The sequence below is a fragment of the Bradyrhizobium sp. 160 genome (assembly GCF_023073735.1).
Lineage (GTDB): Bacteria > Pseudomonadota > Alphaproteobacteria > Rhizobiales > Xanthobacteraceae > Bradyrhizobium.
In genome coordinates this window covers 1-3,024 of record NZ_JADPKD010000074.1, presented here as the reverse complement: position 1 = coordinate 3,024, position 3,024 = coordinate 1, and the positions used below count along the sequence as shown (strand labels likewise).

Annotated in this window: 3 protein-coding genes and 1 pseudogene; 1 reads left to right on the top strand and 3 read right to left on the bottom strand. The window is 58.9% G+C overall.

The window, feature by feature from the left end:
• Positions 1 to 102: 102 nt before the first annotated feature.
• The 3 genes and pseudogenes from IVA98_RS31070 to IVA98_RS31060 form a co-directional block, all read right to left on the bottom strand.
• A pseudogene (locus IVA98_RS31070) lies at positions 103 to 348 on the bottom strand (DUF2130 domain-containing protein); the annotation flags it as partial.
• A gap of 966 nt (positions 349 to 1,314) precedes the next feature.
• The gene (locus IVA98_RS31065) at positions 1,315 to 1,722 is read right to left on the bottom strand and encodes a hypothetical protein (RefSeq protein WP_247356173.1); all 408 of its coding nucleotides are present in this window, start codon (positions 1,720 to 1,722) and stop codon (positions 1,315 to 1,317) included.
• A 213-nt stretch (positions 1,723 to 1,935) separates the two neighbouring features.
• Positions 1,936 to 2,232, bottom strand: a complete 297-nt coding sequence (locus IVA98_RS31060) for a hypothetical protein (RefSeq protein WP_247356172.1) — start codon at positions 2,230 to 2,232, stop codon at positions 1,936 to 1,938.
• Positions 2,233 to 2,548: 316 nt separating this feature from the next.
• Between IVA98_RS31060 and IVA98_RS31055 the strand changes: the two genes are divergently transcribed.
• Positions 2,549 to 2,956, top strand: coding sequence for a hypothetical protein (locus IVA98_RS31055; protein ID WP_247356171.1), 408 nt, complete (start codon positions 2,549 to 2,551; stop codon positions 2,954 to 2,956).
• Positions 2,957 to 3,024 lie beyond the last annotated feature (68 nt).

Genomic DNA, 3,024 nt, shown 5'->3' with positions numbered 1-3,024 from the left:
GCCAGCTCCGACGAGACGAGCGCTACCAGCAAAACCCGCCGCGCGAAGGGGTCAAAATTGGACGCCGATGAGGGGTCAAAGTTGGAAGCCGATTGACACACTGGCCTCAAGCTTGGACTTCAACTCCTGGATTTCTGCGTCCTTGGCGGCCGTGGTCTTCAGCATATCGCTGCTGATTTTTGCCTTGGCCAATTCCACAGCGTTCTGCTTTTCGCGCTCGGCCAATTCCAGCCGTTCGTGCAGCTGCTTTTCAAAGTCTCCATCACGGACCTGCTTCAGAATCTCGGCATAGCCGGATTCGTCGATCTTGAAGGCCTTGTCACAGTGAGGACAGATGATCTCGTGCATTTTTCCTGCCCGAGGGATTGGGCAACTGGTGTTGTCTGGAAAGCTTCAGATGACCCTCGCCCGAAATGGCTCGCCGGATGGGTTCGCCCGCCAACGAGAACAAAATTAGAACAAGCCAGTTTGGCTGGTCAAGCGGGTGCGCAACGCTTCCGGGCTATTTCAGCCGAAAATCCCCAGATTTTCCAAGGTGGTGAGGTTAGACGGCAGAGGCGCGCAAGCGAAATCTGCCCAAACGGAAAGTCCGACCCCGAGCGAAGTTTCTCAGTCGCGGCGCGCGCTACGGTTGCTTGAGCGCAAGTGTCCTTTTGGATGCCCTTGCCGGCGCGCGCTGTGGGCCTATTCACCCGACCGTACCGGCCGGCAGGTGCAGAGATCCAAGGAGAGCGCTAGGATCGGCTCACGGCAAAGTCTTCCGATGGATCGCGCATGCAGCCGCTTGGACCCGAACAGCAGTTTGTGCTGACAGAGCTCTGGACGCTCGCGTGGGCGGCGTCGGTGCAACGGGCCAACTTGTATGCACCAGGTTCAAAACAGACCAGGCAACTGCGCGAGAAGCTCCAGGAATTCATTACAACCCAGCTGCTTCCGCATTACGTAAGACCCTGCACGGAGCGGCAGCACTATCTTAACCTTGCGCAGCTGGTGGAATTCGGCACGGAAGCTCTCCCGGGCTCCCTGCGAGACGGACGCTACAGATACGGCGTCGCCCAAAAACTGCTCAATCTCGGCTCAAGTACCGCTGGTGCCTCGGCCAGATTTCCGAGCCGCCACATTGCCCGATCGACAGGATAATCATTGGCAAGGCCCATCTTCGGGGGCAGGTAAATTGGACCGAGATCGCTGACGAAAAACAGTACCGCGAGGTTATCGACGCGGTAAGGCGCAAGGCCGAGCCGGACACCATCGCCCGCTGGGAGCTGCTGAACTACCGGCGCCGATAGGGTGTGGACGACCAGAATATGAAGGCTAGCGCCACCTCCGTTGCTGAAAGCGTTGCTTCGAGGTTCTGTCGTCGTCCCGTTCTTCAACCTCTTCGACCTCAAGCCAGGGCATCAGGAGCGCGTAACCGTCCTGCTGTGGGTACATTTGTTCAAAAAGCTCTGCACGCTGGCCTGGCTTCAGGTCTACCCATTGCTCCGGGCTGATCGCCGAAAGTTCGCTTGCGACCCGCTGGCGCTGGTCCTTGGCTCGGAAGATCGATGTCCTTGGGACGGGCTTGCCGTACGCGACCGATATCCATGGGAACGTAGGCCGCTTGTGCGCGCGCTTAACGATGCCGTCCTTGATCACCACGATCGCGATTTCTTCGGGATGATACCTGGCGTAAGCACGCGCGGCTGCTTCTTTGCTCACATTGAAATGCTGCGCGATCATGGGGACGTGTTCGAGCGGAGGGTCGCCTTTGGGAATGAACTTCCGCAGCACGGGTGGCGGAATCAGGATGAGCCCCGAAAACTCGTTGCTTCTGCTTCCATGCGCGCATAGCGGTCCGCCTGGTCCAGCGACCAATTAGTCATGTCGGCGCGTGAGCATAGGAATTTGCCGGCTTCGACGGGTTTATGGGTAGCAATCAGGAAATGCCCTAGCTCATGGCCGATGGTGAACCGGCGCGCCCCCCGGCGCCGCTTGGTTGACCAGGATGATGCCGGTCGAGCGATCTTCATCCGTCAGAAGCCCGCCTTCGAAGCCGATCGTGGTCAACGAAGCGATCTTCCCGACGTCCAGCTGATGGGAGAGTTCCTCGATCGGCACGGGGATCGGTAAGTCTTTTTCCACGGACAGAATCTTGGTGGCGAGGCAGGCCGTGGGTGCACAAATATAAGCTCGACCGCGCTGAAGACCTCCATGCCAGAGGGTTTGTGTAGCTAGGACACCGGCGGGCAACTAGCCGTCTCGCTAGCCCGCCCAGCGGACTGACAGCCAACGCACCCGCGCCGCGAAGCGGCACGCAAGGCGATACGCGCCGCCCCCCGGGGCGGCTGGAGATGCGCCGGCCTTAGATTGACAAGTTAGGCGTGTACACACCCATCTACTTGAGCGACACATAGCCCTCAAGGAGCCGGGATGGCTTTGATGTATGCGCTATATTCCTGTCGCGGCGGGAGAGTGCGGTACGTCGGAATGACGATCGGCACCACTGACCGGCGTTTCTACCAGCACCGCCCGGGGCTACGACGGCATAGGCGTCGTACGAAGCTGGATGCACGACGAATGGCGGGACGGCTTCCCGGTTCGCATCGCATTGCTGGAGCGGTGTGAATACAACGTCGTCGACGAACGCGGAACTCACTGGATCAACCTGTTCGACAATCTCTTGAACGAACGAAAATACTACCGGCCAAACCTGCCGGAGTCTTACAGAGCGAGGACGCCCGAAATCCCCAGCATCAATCATACGTGCGGAATCATATTTTCAACTTCGAGGGCAGACATGGTGTCCACTATCGGCACAGCATTGATATGCATTTTGTCCTCGTGCCGGATCGGCGCGAAGGCCTTCCCTTTGATTGGCGTCGAGCTTCCCGGAGGTAGCCGGCCGATGTGGTTTTCTGATCTGGCCCGGGCGCTCAACGCACGGTATCCCTCCGGCGTCGGCCGCCTTGTTTAGTTTGAGAGGCGGCCCGAGGATTTGACCTTAAGTCTAGCTTTAAGGTCACGGTGCGAATGCAGGTGAAT

Coding starts and splice junctions, on each gene's coding strand:
- IVA98_RS31065 (WP_247356173.1), bottom strand. CDS start 1,722: ATGATCGCGCAGCATTTCAATGTGAGCAAAGAAGCAGCCGCGCGTGCT.
- IVA98_RS31055 (WP_247356171.1), top strand. CDS start 2,549: ATGCACGACGAATGGCGGGACGGCTTCCCGGTTCGCATCGCATTGCTG.